The sequence below is a fragment of the Bradyrhizobium sp. CCBAU 11430 genome (assembly GCF_028128855.1).
GTDB classification, from domain to species: domain Bacteria; phylum Pseudomonadota; class Alphaproteobacteria; order Rhizobiales; family Xanthobacteraceae; genus Bradyrhizobium; species Bradyrhizobium ottawaense.
The window spans coordinates 632,794-649,142 of the sequence record NZ_LBJV01000007.1 but is presented as its reverse complement, the minus strand read 5'-3'; the positions used below and the strand labels follow the sequence as shown (position 1 = coordinate 649,142).

General features: G+C 64.9%; 19 protein-coding genes and 1 pseudogene. 8 read left to right on the top strand and 12 right to left on the bottom strand.

The window, feature by feature from the left end; translation table 11 throughout:
* Positions 1-5: 5 nt before the first annotated feature.
* Together XI04_RS07795 and XI04_RS07790 are read right to left on the bottom strand one after the other, a co-directional pair.
* Complete coding sequence (locus XI04_RS07795) at positions 6-752, bottom strand: ABC transporter ATP-binding protein (RefSeq protein ID WP_271608171.1); 747 nt, start codon at positions 750-752, stop codon at positions 6-8.
* A complete protein-coding gene (locus XI04_RS07790) occupies positions 745-1,500 on the bottom strand; it encodes an ABC transporter ATP-binding protein (RefSeq protein ID WP_038946482.1) in 756 nt (251 codons plus the stop codon). The genes XI04_RS07795 and XI04_RS07790 overlap by 8 nt, the downstream gene beginning before the upstream one ends.
* 355 nt (positions 1,501-1,855) lie before the next feature.
* On the opposite strand from XI04_RS07790, the pseudogene XI04_RS07785 reads away from it, so the two are divergent.
* Positions 1,856-2,502 (top strand): annotated as a pseudogene (locus tag XI04_RS07785) (hypothetical protein).
* 3 nt (positions 2,503-2,505) lie between these two features.
* Here the strand turns inward: XI04_RS07785 and XI04_RS07780 are convergent.
* The gene (locus tag XI04_RS07780; RefSeq protein ID WP_038946481.1) at positions 2,506-2,865 is read right to left on the bottom strand and encodes an ArsC family reductase; all 360 of its coding nucleotides are present in this window, start codon (positions 2,863-2,865) and stop codon (positions 2,506-2,508) included.
* A 103-nt stretch (positions 2,866-2,968) separates the two neighbouring features.
* Here XI04_RS07780 and XI04_RS07775 point away from each other — a divergent pair, with 103 nt between their 5' ends.
* The 3 genes from XI04_RS07775 (at position 2,969) to XI04_RS07765 (ending at position 4,974) form a co-directional block, all read left to right on the top strand.
* Positions 2,969-3,340: a tRNA-binding protein gene (locus XI04_RS07775; protein WP_038946480.1), complete on the top strand. Its 372-nt coding sequence runs from the start codon at positions 2,969-2,971 to the stop codon at positions 3,338-3,340.
* Positions 3,341-3,555: 215 nt separating this feature from the next.
* Positions 3,556-4,188 (top strand): TetR/AcrR family transcriptional regulator, encoded by a 633-nt coding sequence (locus tag XI04_RS07770; RefSeq protein WP_028145070.1) that lies wholly within the window; start codon positions 3,556-3,558, stop codon positions 4,186-4,188.
* A 3-nt stretch (positions 4,189-4,191) separates the two neighbouring features.
* Positions 4,192-4,974: a sulfite exporter TauE/SafE family protein gene (locus tag XI04_RS07765; protein WP_271608173.1), complete on the top strand. Its 783-nt coding sequence runs from the start codon at positions 4,192-4,194 to the stop codon at positions 4,972-4,974.
* 2 nt (positions 4,975-4,976) lie between these two features.
* Here XI04_RS07765 and XI04_RS07760 read toward each other — a convergent pair whose 3' ends face one another.
* The 9 genes from XI04_RS07760 to XI04_RS07720 form a co-directional block, all read right to left on the bottom strand.
* Positions 4,977-5,681 carry a glutathione S-transferase family protein gene (locus XI04_RS07760; protein WP_271608174.1) on the bottom strand — a complete coding sequence of 235 codons (705 nt, stop codon included), beginning with the start codon at positions 5,679-5,681 and terminating at the stop codon, positions 4,977-4,979.
* Between the two features lie 99 nt (positions 5,682-5,780).
* Entirely contained in the window at positions 5,781-6,008 is a 228-nt protein-coding gene (locus XI04_RS07755) for a hypothetical protein (RefSeq protein ID WP_271608175.1), read from the bottom strand.
* A gap of 34 nt (positions 6,009-6,042) precedes the next feature.
* Positions 6,043-6,708 carry a DUF429 domain-containing protein gene (locus tag XI04_RS07750; protein ID WP_271608176.1) on the bottom strand — a complete coding sequence of 222 codons (666 nt, stop codon included), beginning with the start codon at positions 6,706-6,708 and terminating at the stop codon, positions 6,043-6,045.
* A 76-nt stretch (positions 6,709-6,784) separates the two neighbouring features.
* Positions 6,785-7,306, bottom strand: coding sequence for an RNA polymerase sigma factor (locus XI04_RS07745; RefSeq protein WP_028145074.1), 522 nt, complete (start codon positions 7,304-7,306; stop codon positions 6,785-6,787).
* Positions 7,303-7,512 (bottom strand): YgaP family membrane protein, encoded by a 210-nt coding sequence (locus tag XI04_RS07740; protein ID WP_271593475.1) that lies wholly within the window; start codon positions 7,510-7,512, stop codon positions 7,303-7,305. Before XI04_RS07740 ends, XI04_RS07745 begins: the two co-directional genes overlap by 4 nt.
* A gap of 96 nt (positions 7,513-7,608) precedes the next feature.
* A complete protein-coding gene (locus XI04_RS07735; RefSeq protein WP_271623545.1) occupies positions 7,609-8,793 on the bottom strand; it encodes a serine hydrolase domain-containing protein in 1,185 nt (394 codons plus the stop codon).
* Positions 8,794-8,867: 74 nt separating this feature from the next.
* Positions 8,868-9,560, bottom strand: coding sequence for a GNAT family N-acetyltransferase (locus XI04_RS07730; protein ID WP_271608179.1), 693 nt, complete (start codon positions 9,558-9,560; stop codon positions 8,868-8,870).
* A 4-nt stretch (positions 9,561-9,564) separates the two neighbouring features.
* Entirely contained in the window at positions 9,565-9,912 is a 348-nt protein-coding gene (locus XI04_RS07725) for a Lin0512 family protein (RefSeq protein ID WP_026201886.1), read from the bottom strand.
* A 213-nt stretch (positions 9,913-10,125) separates the two neighbouring features.
* On the bottom strand, positions 10,126-11,790 hold the full coding sequence (locus XI04_RS07720; RefSeq protein ID WP_271608180.1) for an acetolactate synthase large subunit: 1,665 nt from the start codon (positions 11,788-11,790) through the stop codon (positions 10,126-10,128).
* Positions 11,791-11,994: 204 nt separating this feature from the next.
* Between XI04_RS07720 and XI04_RS07715 the strand changes: the two genes are divergently transcribed.
* The 4 genes from XI04_RS07715 to XI04_RS07700 all read left to right on the top strand — a co-directional run bounded on the left by XI04_RS07715 (position 11,995) and on the right by XI04_RS07700 (position 16,343).
* Positions 11,995-12,363 (top strand): MmcQ/YjbR family DNA-binding protein, encoded by a 369-nt coding sequence (locus tag XI04_RS07715; RefSeq protein WP_271593472.1) that lies wholly within the window; start codon positions 11,995-11,997, stop codon positions 12,361-12,363.
* A gap of 98 nt (positions 12,364-12,461) precedes the next feature.
* Entirely contained in the window at positions 12,462-13,850 is a 1,389-nt protein-coding gene (locus XI04_RS07710) for an SWIM zinc finger family protein (protein ID WP_271608181.1), read from the top strand.
* Positions 13,843-15,270: a DUF5691 domain-containing protein gene (locus XI04_RS07705; protein WP_271608182.1), complete on the top strand. Its 1,428-nt coding sequence runs from the start codon at positions 13,843-13,845 to the stop codon at positions 15,268-15,270. Before XI04_RS07710 ends, XI04_RS07705 begins: the two co-directional genes overlap by 8 nt.
* Complete coding sequence (locus XI04_RS07700; RefSeq protein WP_038946470.1) at positions 15,267-16,343, top strand: ATP-binding protein; 1,077 nt, start codon at positions 15,267-15,269, stop codon at positions 16,341-16,343. Before XI04_RS07705 ends, XI04_RS07700 begins: the two co-directional genes overlap by 4 nt.
* Positions 16,344-16,349 lie beyond the last annotated feature (6 nt).

The window sequence follows — 16,349 nt, the reverse complement described above, 5'->3', positions numbered from 1 at the left end:
CAGTTCTAGACACCCAAATAGGTGTGGAGCTTGTCCATGTTCGCGGCAAGATCCGCATTGGAAAATCCGTCAATGATCTTGCCGTGCTCGACCACGTAGTAGCGGTCGGCGACGGTGGATGCGAAGCGGAAATTCTGCTCGACCAGGAGGATCGTGAACCCCTCCTTCTTGAGCCGCGCGATGGTGTGGCCGATCTGCTGGATGATGACCGGCGCCAGGCCCTCGGTCGGCTCGTCCAGCATCAGGAAGCTCGCGCCGGTGCGCAGGATGCGCGCGATCGCGAGCATCTGCTGCTCGCCACCGGACAGCTTGGTGCCCTGGCTGTTGAGCCGCTCCTTCAGGTTCGGGAACAGATCGAAGATCTGATCGAGCGGCAGCCCGCCTGCGCGGACCACCGGCGGCAGCATCAAATTCTCCCGCACATCGAGACTGGAGAATATGCCCCGCTCTTCCGGGCAGAATGCGATGCCCATGCGCGCGATCTTGTCGGAGGTCGCGCGGATGATCTCCTGGTTGTTGAACTTCACCGAGCCGTTACGCTTGCCGATGATGCCCATGATCGACTTCAGCGTGGTCGTCTTACCGGCGCCGTTACGCCCGAGCAGGGTGACGACCTCGCCCGCGTTCACGTCGAAGTTGATCCCGTGCAGGATGTGAGACTCGCCGTACCAGGCTTCCAGGTTGCGGATTTGAAGGATGTTTCCGCCGGTCGCAGCCTTGGCCGGAGCCTCGGCGATCGCAGTGTCAGGCATGACCGGCTCCCAGATAGGCTTCCTTGACGCGCTCGTCCTTGGTGAGCTCCGAGTAATGGCCCTGCGCGAGCACCTGGCCGCGCGTCAGCACGGTGATGATGTCGGACAGGTTGGCCACGACGCTTAAGTTATGCTCCACCATCAGGATGGTGTATTTCGCCGAGATGCGCTTGATCAGCGCCGCGATCTTGTCGATGTCCTCGTGGCCCATGCCCGCCATCGGCTCGTCCAGCAGCATCATCTCCGGGTCGAGCGCGAGCGTGGTTGCGATCTCCAGTGCACGCTTGCGTCCATAGGGCATCTCGACCGCGGGAGTGTTGGCAAACTCGTTCAGGCCGACATCGTTCAACAATTCGCGCGCGCGATCGTTGAAGCGGTTGAGCACCGACTTGGAGCGCCAGAAATCGAACGAAGAGCCGTGCTGACGCTGAAGCGCGACACGGACGTTCTCCAGCGCCGTGAGATGCGGAAACACCGCCGAAATCTGGAACGAACGGACCAGCCCCATGCGGGCCACGTCGGCCGGCGCCATCGCGGTGATGTCCTGCCCCTTGTAGAGGATTTTTCCTGCGGACGGTTTCAGGAACTTGGTCAGAAGATTGAAGCAGGTCGTCTTGCCGGCCCCGTTCGGGCCGATCAACGCATGAATGCTCCCACGGCGAACCCTGAGCGCAACGTCACGGACGGCGAAGAAGCCCGCGAACTCCTTGGTCAAGCCTTCCGTTTCGAGAATAAACTCATCGGCCAAACAGATTTCCCCCTGCCCGCGCGAGCCGCGTGGCTATCCTTGTTGCTTCGGCTTTCCGGGGGCCTTGGAGCCTATCCTTGGAGCCCATCCGGAACGCCGTCTCCGGGCGCGGAATATGCCGGAGGTGACGGGGGTTAGGCAAGGCGGAAAGCTGAGCAGATCAGGTCTCCGGCTGGGATACAAATGCTCCCTTAGTCGGAGATGTTTTGATGTCGTGCCTGCCCGGCCTCCCGGTTCGCAAGACACCGGTCATCAAGCCGTCGTTAACGGTCTTTCGTCCGGCGCGCCAGCCTTCATAGAAAATTTTCCCGCAGGAGACATCATGTGCTGGTTTTGACGTTCCGGGATTATTGTTTTGGATTTCGCAAGCGCCGCTCCGTCCGTCGTCAAGTCGATCAGGCAGCGTGATCTCCTGAACACGTGGCTGCGACTTTATGCGCGCCAGCAGATCGCGCCGGCGGTCTGGGAATATCAGCCTGCGCGGCTCGAGGAAGAGCTGTCCGATCTCATCTATTATACGGTGGACGTTTCGACGCCGGCGCCGCGCCTCACCATCCAGAGCGAAAACACGCGCATCTCCCGCGCCTATGGACATACCGGCAAGGGCGTTCTGCTCGACGATTATCTCGGGCCGCGGCTCGCCCCCTTCGTGATGCCGGTTTACTATGAATGCGTGGCACGCGGGCTGCCCGTCTACAGCGTTGCCGATGTCGACGACATCTACGGACGCATCGTCGCGTATGAACGGCTGCTGCTACCTTTCCAGACGGGCGGCCAAGTCTGCCACGTCATCGCCTCGGTCAAGACCTTCTGCGAGGACGGCGGCTTCGAGATCAAGAATCTGATGCGCGGAAATGACGCGCTGCCGCGCCCGAAACTGCGCGCCGTGATCGATCGCGATCTCTTCCATCGCGCGCCTGGCCGCATCGCAACGGCCGACGTCGTCGAGTTCGCGGACCAGCCGGCTCCCGCGTCACCAACGAGATCATCGAGCTGAACTAGACTCTAACGCGTCCTGGCTCCGACTTCCTTGGCATAGATGTCCGGCTTGAAGCCGACCAGCAGCTTGCCGCCGATCTCGAGCACCGGCCGCTTGATCATCGATGGTTGCGCTAGCATCAGCGCCAGCGCCTTCTTCTCGGTGACGCCATCCTTGTCGGAATCGGGCAGCTTCCTGAACGTCGTGCCGGCGCGATTGAGCAGAGTCTCCCAGCCGACCTTGTCGCTCCAGTGCTTGAGCTTGTCCTTGTCCACGCCCGCTGTCTTGTAGTCGTGAAATTCATATGCGACGCCATGGGAGTCGAGCCAGGCGCGCGCCTTCTTCATGGTGTCGCAGTTCTTGATGCCGTAGATGGTGTTGGGCAAGATGTTCCTCGCGCATGGCGTACGTGATGTTCGCAGCGTTGTACGAAACTCCGCCTCGCGCGACAATATTGCGAACGACGCCAACTCGCCGAACGGACATCCCATGCACGTCACCCACGATCCCGCAGCCGCCGCCACGCCGACCATCGACTTCAACAGCTTCCTCGCGGTCGATATACGCGTCGGCACCATCGTCGATGCGAAACCGTTTCCAGAGGCGCGCAAGCCGGCCTTTCGGCTGTGGATCGACTTCGGCCCGGTGATCGGCGTGCGCAAGAGCTCGGCGCAGATCACCGAGAACCATCCGCTCGAGACGCTGGTGGGACAACAGGTCGCGGCCGTCGTCAATTTCCCGCCGCGCCAGATCGGACCCGTCATCTCCGAGGTGCTGACGCTCGGCTTCCCCGATGCCGACGGCAAGGTCGTGCTGGTGCAGCCCAGCAGGCCGGTGCCGAACGGCGGACGGCTGTTCTAGCCGCGCGCGATCGAGTGCAGCGTCGCCTCTGTCGACGCATTCGCAACGACATCATCCTTCTCCTGCCAGGCCCCCAGACCAGCCAGACTTGACCAAAATCCTCTTCTGCATTAAAAATGACTGACTGATCGTTTTTTATTACGGTCCACTTATGTTCTGCCCAATTGGGATCAACGGTAAAACGATCGACCTGTCAGTTATTTAAGGACGGCGAGATGCCCAAGATCAGCGACAAGCAGCGCGAAAGTCGGCGGCAGCAAATTCTCGAAGCTGCCCTCGCCTGCTTCTCCGAAGACGGTTTTCACCAGACCGGCATGGCCGACATCGTGAAACGCTCCGGACTGAGCCACGGCGCGGTTTATCTCTACTTCCAGAGCAAGGACGATCTGATCGAGGCACTCGCCGACGACCGGCATCGGCGCGAAGCCGTGCTCAATTCGGTCGCGCAAGGATCCGGCGATCCGATCGAAGGGCTTCACGCGCTGATCCGCGTCTACGCGCAATGGCTGACCGACCCCGCCGGCGAACCGCGCCGCCGTGTCGGCATCCACGGCTGGGCCGAAGCCCTGCGCAACCGCCGCGTCCGCACCAGCGTCGTCGAAGGCATCGACATGCCGCGCGCGCTGATCGTGGCGCTGGTCGAGCGCGGCCAGCATGACGGCCTGATCAGGCGCGACCTCGGTGCCGAAGCGATCGCACGCGTGCTGATCGCGATCTTCCAGGGTTTTGTGCTGCAAAAATGCTGGGGCGAGGATTTCGACGTCGAGGCCTGCATGGCGGCGGTGGCCGGGGTGATCGACGGCTGTCGCACGACCAGGCCTGACATCAAGCGGCGAACCAGGACGTAAGCGATGTCAGGAATCCACGACCTGCTCGCTGGCGCCGGCGTCGGCCTGGTCAGCGGATTGACGTCGGGCTTGATGGGAACGAGCCCGGGTGGCGGGCTCGTGATCTTCAGCGTGCTGCTGTTTGGGGCCGAACAACACGTCGCGCAGGGCACCTCGCTGATCACCCAGATTCCGCCGACGGGCCTCGCCGGCGCGCGCCGCTATTGGCGGAGCGGCAATCGCAGCCCCTGGCCGTGGATCGTCTGGATCGGCATCGGATTTCTCGTCGGCGGTGCCGGCGGCGGTTACGCCGCGGCGGCGGTTTCCGACCGGGTCTTGCAATGGACTTATGTCATCTATCTCGCCGCGCTGATCGCCCTGCTGATCCTGCGCCGCGATCGCAAGGACGGCGGCCGTGAGGCCGACGACCAGGACCAGCAGCCCCGGCTACCCCTGCTGCTCATCGGCCTGCTCGCCGGATTTTCCTCCGGCTTCATGGGCATCGGCGGGGGCCTGGCCATCACGGTCGGCCTTGCTGCGGGCCTGCGCGTGCCGCAGCATCAGGCGCAGCTCGTCAGCCTCGTTTTCTCGGTCATCCCGACCAACCTGCCGGCGGCCTGGATCTACTGGAGCAAGGGCCTGATGGTCGGCTGGCCGGCCATCACAGGTATTCTGGCCGGCCTCTGGATCGGCACCGATCTCGGCGCACGCCTGGCCAATGGCGTCAGCAAATCGGTGCTGCGCCGGGTCATGATCGCCTTCGTCTCGCTGATGGCGCTCTACATGACGTACAAGGCGCTGACCTGATCTTACGGCCGCGGCGGAATGTTCAGCCCGCGCTGCACCGCCGGACGCGCGAGGCCCCGTTCGAGCCAGGCACCGACCGATTTGAACTGGGTGAATTCGACGAGCTCGCCGGCACCGTAGAAGCCGATGAGATTGCGCACCCAGCCGAGCATGGAGATGTCGGCGATGGTGTAGTCGTCATCCATGAACCATTGCCGTCCCGAAAGATGCGTCTCCATCACGCCGAGCAGGCGCTTGGCTTCGGCGACGTAGCGGTCAAGGGGCCGCTTGTCCTCAAAATCCTTGCCGGCGAATTTGTGGAAGAAGCCGACCTGGCCGAACATCGGCCCGATGCCGCCCATCTGGAAGTGCACCCACTGGATGGTCTGGTAGCGGCGCGCGGCATCCTCCGGCAGAAGCTTGCCGGTCTTCTCGGCGAGGTATTGCAGGATCGCCCCGGACTCGAACAGCGGCAGCGGCCTGCCTCCGGGACCGTTGGGGTCGAGGATCGCCGGGATCTTGCCATTCGGATTGAGCGAGAGAAATTCAGTCGTCTTCTGGTCGTCCTTGCCGAAATCGACGAGATGGACCTCGTACGGAAGTCCGATCTCCTCCAGCATGATCGAGACCTTGACGCCGTTCGGCGTCGGCAGCGAATAGAGCTGGAGCAACTCGGGATGTTTGGCCGGCCAGCGTTTGGTTACGGGAAAGGCGGACAGATCAGACATCGGGACTCCAGCTTCGCTCATGCGATGCCGCCTAATCTAGGCGAGCGGACGAACGACGCAAGGTCGAGCGGTCACATCATTTCCCGCACGGGGATGAGGTCACAAGGGCCGCAGCAAATGACTGGTGGCGTAAATCACATCGCGCTGGGCGCGCTGCTTGATGAAGAGCTGCCCGGTGACGAGCAGTGCGCCGGTGAAGACGAGCGCAAGCATCGCGGTCGCGAATTGACTGACATCCCTCATCGCACGAGCTTCTCTGTCATCGGTCCACACGGGGAACGCGGACCCGCCATCGACAGTTCCTGCATAGGTCAAATAAATTGCCACTTTTTCCCGATTTCCATCTCATGGGCTGGCAGCCTCAATAATTGATCTCCATACGCAGTCCGCGCGGATCGGTCTCCTCCCAGCCGACACGTTGCGTGCTGTCGCGCGCCGCGATGGCGCAGGCACAGGCGTCGATGAGATCGTCGCGGCCGATGCCGGTGCCATGTCGCTGCGTCAGCCATTTCGGCAAGCGCGTAAAGCCGCGTTGCGCCAGCAGCGCGACGCGCTGCTTGCGGCCGAGCGCGGATGCCTTCTTCGCAAGCCGGACTCGCCCTGCGAGATTCCAGAACACCAATTCCGGATGCGCTTCGCCGGTCGTTGCCTGCCGCGCCGGAGTCATGATCTCGTCGACCTCCCTGATCTTGTCCCTGATATTCCAGAGCTGCGCTGACACGCCCCTGCCCTTGCCTTCATGCGCCCAGTAGTAACGGTTGGCCTCGGCCATGTCGGTGAACGTCCAGAGATCGCGGCGCGCACCGAGAAACACGGCGGGGCCAATCAGCTCGCGCGCGCGCAGGTCGCACAGGCGATAGCCGGCCGGATTCAATCCGATCGGCATGTCGATCATCGCACGCACATGCGGCAACGCGAGCAAACGCGTCAGGCCCGGCGAATAGTCGAAGCCATGATCGCCGCGCTCGCCGATCCAGGCCGCGACCCAGCCGAAACGAAATCCGTCGATGCCGAGATAGTTATTCACGCGCGCGACGCCGCCGCTGCCGAAGTTCGTTCACCCCAAGCTGCCACCTCGATGTTGCAGGAACAGCGCTCACGTTTCATCTCGTCAGATATTCGCGCATCAGGGCGCGAGCGCGGTGCAGCCGGGCCTTTACGGTCTGCCGGGACGCGCCGAGCGCGACGGCGATTTCCTCGATGGTCATTTCCTTGACGTCGCGCATCAGCGCGACGTCGCGATAATGCGGCGGCAGTGCCTCGAAGGCCGCAGCCACGTCGAGTCGCAGATCGGCTTCAGGGCGCGTCAGCAGCAGCGCTTCCGCCTCGCTCTCATCGATAGGCCGCGCGAGGCCTGCTTTGCGCGCCAACCGCAGGCATTCGCGGCGGACCACGCTGAACAGCCAGGCCGAAAACGCCAGCAGCGAGCGGATCGTGCCGACGTGGCGGAACAGGATCCACAGCGCCTCCTGCGCCGCATCCTCGGCATCCGCCGAGCTGCGGCAGGTCGCGCGGGCGTAGCGGCGGATATCCGGCTGCGCCGTCTCGAGCAGCGAGGCGATCGCGTGGGGATCGCCGAGCCGCGCCGCTTCGAACAGGTTCGGCGAGATCGCCGCCGCACTCACGACACCCCTCCTCGCCCGATCCCCGCCATCGCGCACATCGGGCAATAGCCGACAAGGCCGGTCAGCGCGAAGCCGGCGCCACCCAGCGCGACCAGCCACGCCGTCGGGCCGGCCAGATAAACGGATGCCGCAACCACCACCGCGACTCCCGAGGCGATCCGCACTGTCTGGTGCAAGCCGCCGATGTTCTTCCTGTAAAATGCCATCGCATCCTCCGAGTTGAGCCGAGGCAAATTGCCTCGACCATCAAGAGGGCGCGCCGGCCGGAAAGGATTCGCGGGGCGCGTAATTTTTTTCGCGGGTCAGCCTCCGACGGCCTGATAGGCCAGGCGCTTGAACTCGAAGAAGAACGGATTCCAGAAGCCCATGTAACGTTGGGCCATCAGGACCCCCGCGGTATTGGCCTGCGGACAGATCCACCAATGCGTGCCGGCAAGCCCGCCCCACTGGAATTCCCCGGTCGAGTTCCGCGGATCAAACGGCGTCGGCGCGAAGGTAACCGCGCCGCCGAGGCCAAAGCCCTTGCCGGGGATCGGGCCGAGATTGGCGAAGCGGATGGTCTGCCCTGCCGGGAGCTGGTTCGTCATCATCAGCCGCAGCGTCTCCGGCTTCAGCAGCGCATCCGAACCGGGCAGCAGCGCGCGGACCAGCGCGAGCATGTCGGGCAGGGTCGAGACCAGACCGCCGCCGCCCGAGAGCCGCGGGAACGGCCGCCGATAGGCTTGCGGAAACGGCAGATTGTCGGCCCGCGTGAGGCCGGGCTTCATGGGGTCGAGCACATCAGCGCCATTGTAGAGCGCAACCAGCCTGCCCTGCTGCGCTTCCGGAACATGGAAGCCGGTGTCGGTCATGCCGAGCGGGTCGAAGATGCGCGCCTTCAGAAAGGCGTCGAGCGCTTTGCCGGAGACGACCTCCACGACACGGCCGAGCACGTCGGTGGCGACCGAATATTCCCAGCTCGTGCCGGGATGATAAGACAGCGGCAGATCGGCGAGTTGGTCGATCATGTCGGCGAGTGGCGTCAGCGGATTGAGTACGCGCGCCTCGTTGTAGGCCTTGAACAGCACCGTGCCGGGATCGAAGATGCCGTAGCTGAGGCCGGAGGTGTGGGTCAGGAGCTGGCGGATCGTGATCGGGTTCTTCGCCGGCTCGACATCGGCAAGGCTCGAGGCGCCCGGCTTCAGCACCTTGCGACCGGCGAGCTGCGGCAGGAATGTCTCGATCGGGTCATCGAGGCCGATGCGGCCTTCCTCGACCAGCAGCATGATCGCGCAAGTGATGAATATCTTGGTGTTGGAGAACGCGCGGAAGATATGGTCGGGACGAAGCGCGGTCTTAGCTTCGCGGTCGGCAAAACCGACGCATTGCTGGTCGACCACCTCGCCCCCGCGCAGCACGGCCCAGGATGCACCCGGAATGATCTCCTGATCGACGTAGCGCTGCATCGCCGTCCGTGCGGCGGAAAAATCGGTCGTTCTGGCGTCCATGGACTTCCCCCAAATTGTGGTTGGGACGGATATAGCGAAAATCGGCAGGAAATGAAGGCCGCCCCCGAGGGCGCCTATTCTTCCCTCATGAACGCTGTGACGTGCAGGCAACGGCGGATGCGCATGCCCTGTCGCTGGTACAGCGCGATCGCCGACGCGTTGCTCGAAAACACGTGGAGGAACGGAATTTCCCCGCGCGCCTCGATCCCGCGCGCGACGGCCGCAAGCAGCGCTTGCGCATAGCCGCGGCCGCGATAGTCGGGATGCACGCACACGGCCGTCATCTCGGTGAACTTGCCCGGCTTCATGCGCTCCCCGGTCATCGCGACCAATTGTCCCCCGGCGCGAATGCCGAGGAACGTACCAAGCTCATGGGTGCGCCGCGCGAACGGACCGGGCTTCGTCAGCTCCGTCAATGCCATCATGGCGGGGACGTCGTCGGCCCCCAGAGTGACGATCTCGGCATCGCGGAGCGGACTGACCGCGGGCGAGCCGATCATCTGCTCGCAAGGCCCGGCGATCACGACCTTGAAACCGGCGGGGACGTCAACCGGATCCGGCGTGAACAATGCTGCGACCTGCGAACCCGACAGCAGATCACCGAGCGCGACAAAGCTTGCCGCGGACATGTCGACCATGTCGGCAAACGGCGTCATGTCGACGGGATAGCGCAGCGCCCGCGGCCCGCCCTCGGCCAGATGCTTGTGACTGGTCGTCAGCGCGCTCCAGATCGGACGATCGAGCAGCGCCTCATCGCTGTCGGACACCGGCCTAGTCCTTGTCGAAGCTGACGATGACAGCGGCATTGGCGATGAGGATGGGATCGTTGGCCACTTCGGTCGCCGAGGGAATCTCCAGCCCGCCCTTGACCGCGGTGACGGTCACGGTGCCGTAAGGAAGCTCCTTGGCCACAGCCTCCTTGTCGACGGCTTCCGGATTGGGTACCGCGATCGTGACGTCGACGAACATGTCGTTCGCGGTCTTGCCGATCATCCGGAAGAAGCCGAGGCTCGAGTGCCTGATGGCATCCGACACCGCGCGCTTGGCCGCCTTGGTGGCGTCCCTGCCGTGGACATCGACGCCCATACCCATCTCGGTGACGCAGCGAACACGAGTCATTTTGTTGTCCTGTGCTTGTTCGGTCTTTGGGAGTGTGGGTGATCGAGTCTCTCCAGACAAGCCCTCTCGTGTCCCGGACGCGCTGCAACGCTTTTGCGTTGCTGCGCAGAGCCGGGACCCAGGAGGCGGCGAAGGTGGCTGACGCATGGGCCCCGGCTCTGCAGCGCAACGCTGAAGAAGCGCTGCGCTGCGTCCGGGGCACGAGACCAAACATCACCCCTTTGCCTTCTCATGGGCCCGCAGCTCGTCCACGAGCACCCGCACGTTCTCCGAATAGTCGATCGGGATCACGACCAGATGCACGCCGCCCTCCTTGAAAGCGGCATCCAGCGTCGGGCCAAAGCTGTCGATGCTCTCGACCCGATGCCCCTTCGCTCCATAGGCCTTCGCGTAGAGGACAAAATCAGGATTGCCAAAGGTCATGCCGTAGTCGGCGAAATGATCGACGGCCTGCTTCCAGCGGATCATGCCGTAGGCGTTATCCTCCAGCACCAGCACGACGAGGTTGAGCTTGAGGCGGACGGCGGTCTCCATCTCCTGGCTGTTCATCATGAAGCCGCCGTCGCCGGCGACCGCGAGCACGCGGCGGTCGGGATAGAGCATCGCGGCCATCATCGCCGACGGCAGACCTGCGCCCATGGTCGCCAGCGCATTGTCGAGCAGCAGCGTGTTGGCGACGCGGGTGCGGTAGTTGCGCGCGAACCAGATCTTGTACATGCCGTTGTCGAGCGCGACGATGCCGTTCTCCGGGATCACCTGCCGGATGTCGTGCACGATCCGCTGCGGCGTCGGCGGCCAGCGCGCCTCGGTGGCGCGGTCGGCGATGTGGCCGAGAATCTTCTCGCGCAGCGGCAGCAGCGACGCGGCTTGCGGCAGCTTGCCTTCGAGCCGGTCGGCAAGCAGTTCCAGGCTGGGGCCGACGTCGCCAATGACCTCCGCGTCGGGAAAATAGACCAGCTCCACACTGGCCGACGTGTAGCTGACGTGAATGACCTTCGGGCCTGACGGCCCCATGATGAAGGGCGGCTTCTCGATCGGGTCGTGACCGATCGCAATGATCAGGTCGGCGGCATCGATCGCGTCATGAACGTAGTCGCGTTCGGACAGCGCGGCGGTCCCCATGTAGAGATTGGTACCGCCGGGCACGGTGCCCTTGCCCATCTGCGTGGTGAAGAACGGAATGCCGGTCCGCCGCACGAAGCTGGCGATACCGTGGGTCGCGCGCGGCCGGCTGGTCGCGGCGCCCATCATGACCAGCGGATGTCTCGCCGACAGAATCATCTCGGCGGCGCGGTCGAGCGTGGTGCGATGAGCGACCGGTATTTCGATCGGATGGACCGGGATCACGGGAACGTCAGGCACTTCGTCACCCGCGATGTCCTCGGGCAATTCGAGATGCACCGGCCCCGGCCGCTCCTCCATGGCGACGCGAAAGGCATCGCGCACCACGGTCGGAATGCTGGAGGCGCTGACGATCTGCCGCGACAGCTTCGTCAATGGCTTCATGGTCGCGACCACGTCCACGATCTGGAAGCGCGCTTGTCGGCTGCTCATGATCGGCTTCTGGCCGGTGATCAGGATCATCGGCATCGCGCCGAGATGCGCATAGGCGGCGCCCGTTGACAGATTGAGCGCGCCGGGCCCGAGCGTCGAGAGACAAACGCCGGGCTTGCCGGTCAACCGCCCATGCGTGGCGGCCATGAAGGCGGCGGCCTGCTCGTGACGGGTCAGGACCAGCTCGATCTTGGAGGTGCGGAGCGATTCCACGAGATCGAGATTCTCTTCGCCGGGAACGCCGAAGATGCGATCGACACCTTCGTTCTCGAGCGCCGCGACAAACAGGTCCGATCCCTTCACCTTGCGCTCCTGTCCGCTCATGTCGCCTCCGCTTGTGCTCGCTGCCGTGTTCCACGGCAGTTGGCACATGGTAGCGGCCTGCGGCGCCGGCACAACTCACAAAGGGCGGCACACGGCATCAACTTCGCCCTTGCCGTGCGAACCAAGCGAAACAATCGAGCGTCTCTCCGCGAGGCCGTCAGCATGCACGTTGCAAGCCGCGCGCAGCCTGCTATCGCTCCGGCAATGACACCCAAATCCTTCGAAACCCGCTGCCTGCGCCTGCCCGCCGTCACCAAGGTGGTGCAATGGGAGGGCACCTCCGTCTTCAAGGTCGGCGGCAAGATGTTCGCGCTCGGCGGCGGCTTTGCCGCGCGCTCCGGCGGCTACATGTTCAAGACCGCGAACATGGCCTACGCCATGCTGATCGAGCACGGCCTGGCCCGGCCTGCGCCGTATTTGGCGCGCGCCAAATGGGTGCAACTCGTCAGCAACAACGCCTTACCCGATGCCGAGCTCATCCTGTATCTGGCGCAGGCGCACGCGCTGATCGCGGCAAAGCTGACGCGGAAGACACGCAAGGAACTCGGGCTCGCCTCACCGGAGCGATCATGACCATTCCCGCGTGCAGCACAGGGATCGCTCGCGGCGACATTGAGCTTTCATTGTTCCCCGTTATACTGCCACTTCTGGATTCGATTTAGGGCATCGGCGTGGCGATTGATCTGAAGGCGGTCGAGCAACTCGCTACCGATCAATCCTCACTCAAGGCCGCCGCCGGCCTCGCCAAGCCCGCCAAATGGTCCGGTGTCGGCATGAGCCGTGATGCCGCGCTGATCTGGGGCGAATGCGCGGGCTCCGGCGCCAATCCGTACCGCGTGATGGCCGATCTGCGCGACCTCGGCAACAAGTGCACCTGCCCCTCGCGCAAATTCCCCTGCAAGCATGTGCTCGGCCTGTTGTGGCTGAATGCAGAAGCGGTGGTGCCGTTCACGCCCGCCGACACGCCGGCTTGGGTCAGCGATTGGCTCGGCCGCAGGCGCGGCCCGTCCGCGGCAAAGCCTGCAACCAATGCGCCGCCCGGCGGCGACAAGGATCTGGGTGCCGCGCGCGCCGCCGAGCCTGAGGTCGCAGACGACCCGAAGGACGTGGCGCGGCGCGAGGCCCAGGTAGCCAAACGTAACGAAGAGACCGAGCGCGCCATTTTCGATGCGCTGGATGCGCTCGATCAATGGATCGGCGACCAGCTTCGCATGGGATTGTCAGGCTTCATCGATGATGCCACGGCGCGATGCCGGCGGATCGCGGCGCGGCTTGTCGATGGCAAGGCCGCGGTGCTCGCCGGCCGGATCGACGAGCTGCCGTCCCGCCTCCTCGCGCTCTCCGCAGGCGACCGTCCGCGCGGCGCCGTGGTCGAGCTCGGCAAGCTCGTTCTGCTCGCGCGCGCCTTCCGCGCCACCCCGCGCAATACCGCGATCCGGCGCGCGGTCGCCGCATCGGAGACGCGCGAGACGGTGCTGGCCGATCCAGATGCGCTACGGGTCGATGCGGATTGGGAGGTGCTTGCCGAGCAGGTGCAGACGCGCCGTGACGGGTTGGTGTCACAGACGACATGGCTGCTCAACCTCGCCGCGGCCGGCCCACGCTTCGCAATGCTGCTCGATTTTTTCCCGGCAAGCGCGGGAAGGCGCGGTTCGGTCTTCACGCCCGGCGAGCGCTTTCATGGCGAGCTCGTCTTCTATCCGTCGGCGCAGCCGCTTCGCGCCCTGCTCGTCCGGCGCGACGCCACGCACGCGATGCCGCCGCCGGCATGGCCCGCGCCGGATGGCACACTCTCCGAGGCGTTGACGCGACCGTTGCTGGCAGAGCCCTGGGTGATCGACATTCCGCTGCTGCTGCCGCAGGGGCGCATCGCGCGCGACGCTGCCGGACACACATGGTGGCGATCGGCCGATGGCCTCGCGACGCTGCCGGTGGCCTCCGAGGTCAATGGCATTCTGTGCGGCCCCGATCTCGCGCGCACCGCCGCGATCTGGTCGGGCAATCGGCTCGCGATCCTCGCCGCGCAGACCCCTTGGGGGCGGATCGGCGGCCATGACTGAGGCAACCAGGGCCGAGACGATCCTTGATGCGATGGGCGCGGTCCTCACGCGCTGGACCATGGGATCCGCGGCCGCGCCCGCAGCCACGTTCTGGCGTACCGAGCTCGGCGACGATCCCGCCGAAGCGGAATTGCGGCTGCTTGCGCTTTCGGGCCAGTTCCTCGGCACATCGGTGACGATGGAGCCGGCTTCAGTGCTCCGCGTCCTGCCCGATATCCCGACGCTTGCACTGCCGACGGTGCCCGAAGAGCTGCGTCCGCTCGTGCGCCGGATCCTCGCGGCGAAGAAACAGGCGCAGGCGGCAACCGAACTCGTCCATTTCCTGGCGGCGCGCGGCTGGACAACGCATCCGGCCGACTGGATGCCGGCAGCCGACGATGACGACGCGCCGGACGTCTATGCCAGCTGGCGCGACTGGGCGGCGCTTGCAGACTCCGACAGCGCCGCCCGGCAAACCAACGACAGCCTCACCGCCGAGAACTGGGACGATTTCTGGCCCGCTGCGCGCAAGGCGGCACTGACCGAACTCAGGCGGCGCGACTCGTCCGCCGCACGCGCGGTGCTCGAGGCCAAGCTCGCGAGCGAGACTGCCGACGCACGCTTGCGCCTGCTGTTGCTGCTGTCGGAGCGGCTTTCCGACGACGACATCCCTTTTCTCGAACGCATCGCGGCCGACGATCGCGCCCCCAAGGTCAAGGCGCTTGCGGCCTCGCTGCTCGCGCGTCTTGGCCGAGGCCCTGCGGCCGGCGAGGACGTCGCCGAACTTGCCGGCTTCTTTTCGGTCAAGACCAAGGGGCTGCTACGCCGCTCGCGCGTGGTCCAGGCCGAACCACTCAAGACGCCGGCGCAAGTGCAACGCCGCAAGGCGCTGTTCGACGGCGCCGACCTCGCCTCGTTTTCCTCAGCGCTGGGGCTTGCGCCGCAGGAGCTGATCGCCGCCTGGGACTGGAACCTGGACCACGCCGCCGACATGTCATTGATCAACCTGATCGTCGCGACCGGGACGGATGCGCTGGTCGCGCAAGCGGCGGATGCCGTCGATGAACGTGATGCCACGGGCCTCGTTGCCGCGCTCGCGCCACGCCTTGCGCCCGCCGAACGCACAGGGCATGCCGAGGCGGCGCTGCGCACCCACGGCATCAGCTTCGAACTGGCCCGACAACTCGCAGGCGCAGCGGCACGGCTGGACGATCCGCTCTCCGCGCCCGCCGGCAAGACCCTGCTCGCCGCGCTTCATCGCGATGACGCGAGGCCCGGCGATCAGGTCCCGGAGCTTCACGCGCTCGGCCTTCTCGCCTCGCGAGACGGCGCGCGACAATCACTGCAACGACTGACGGCTGCGGGCCTCCTGCAAGGAGACCCGCGCCTCGACATGCTGCGGCTCAACGCCGCGTTGGACGACAATGGAGCGAAACCATGAGCGAGAAACTGCGCTTGCCCGCCGAGGACAGCTATGCCGCCGAATTGAAGGCGCTTGCCGCGGGCGACGGGCATCGTCCGCCGGGCTGGGCGCTCTCGCCGCGGCAAGTGGTGACTTACCTGATGGGCGGAAAGGCTGCCGACGGGAGCGTGATCACGCCGAAATATGTCGGAGACAAGCGGCTGATCGAGACCGCCGTTGCAACCCTTGCGACCGATCGCGCATTATTGCTGCTGGGCGTGCCCGGCACCGCCAAATCGTGGGTCTCCGAGCACCTCGCCGCGGGCATCACCGGCGACTCCACACTCGTGATCCAGTGCACGGCCGGGACCGACGAGAACCAGATCCGCTACGGCTGGAACTATGCCCAATTGCTCGCGCACGGGCCGAGCCGCGAAGCGCTGGTCCCTACGCCGCTGATGCGTGCGATGGAGGGCGGCAAGCTCTGCCGTTTCGAGGAACTGACGCGGATGGGCAGCGATGTGCAGGACACGCTGATCACGGTGCTGTCGGAAAAGATGATGCCGGTTCCTGAGCTCAACACTGCCGTCTATGCCCAGCGCGGCTTCAACATCATCGCCACCGCCAACAACCGCGACAAGGGCGTCAACGAATTGTCGTCCGCGCTCAAGCGCCGCTTCAACGTCGTCGTGCTGCCCCTGCCCGACAGCGCCGAGGAGGAAGTGGCGATCATCGTCAAGCGTGTCGGCGAGATGGCTGAGAATCTCGATTTGCCGGCACCGAAGAACGTCGCCGACGAGGTCGCGCGCGTCGTTTCGATCTTCCGTGAGCTGCGCTCGGGCTCGACCGAGGACGGCAAGATCGCGCTGAAGTCGCCCTCGGGCGGGCTGTCGACAGCCGAAGCGATCGCGGTGATGATCGGCGGCATCAGCCAGGCGACCTTCTTCAACGACGGCAAGCTGACGCCGGAAACACTCGCCAGCAACATGATCGGCGCCGTCGTGAAGGATCCGGTGCAGGATACGGCCGTGCTCGGCGAGTATCTCGAGACCGTGCTGAAGAAGCGGCGTGGCTTCGAAGGCTACTATGCTTCGCTGACCGACCGGATCTGACAGCGC